Here is a 230-nt window from a genome sequence, read left to right on the forward strand (position 1 = left end):
CAGTAAACAGCCAGAACGCAGTTTGTGCGGGATATTCATCTAAGCTCCAGCCGACGGCGATCGGAAGGAGTGAACCTCCTAATCCGTTTGAAGCGAGCAGAATACTGGTAGTCGTTTCTGTCTTTCCGGGATAAAAATGATTCGTGATGATTAGGGCTATTGCAAACATGCCTGCCATGAACAGCCCTAAAAAGAAGCAAAGGGCAAAACCGAACCATACGTTTTTACTT

At 46.1% G+C, this 230-nt stretch carries 1 pseudogene; it reads right to left on the reverse strand.

The window, feature by feature from the left end:
• Positions 1-230: pseudogene (locus SB658_RS28090) on the reverse strand (MFS transporter); the annotation flags it as partial.

Source organism: Bacillus sp. SIMBA_008 (assembly GCF_046535495.1).
GTDB lineage: Bacteria > Bacillota > Bacilli > Bacillales > Bacillaceae > Bacillus > Bacillus subtilis.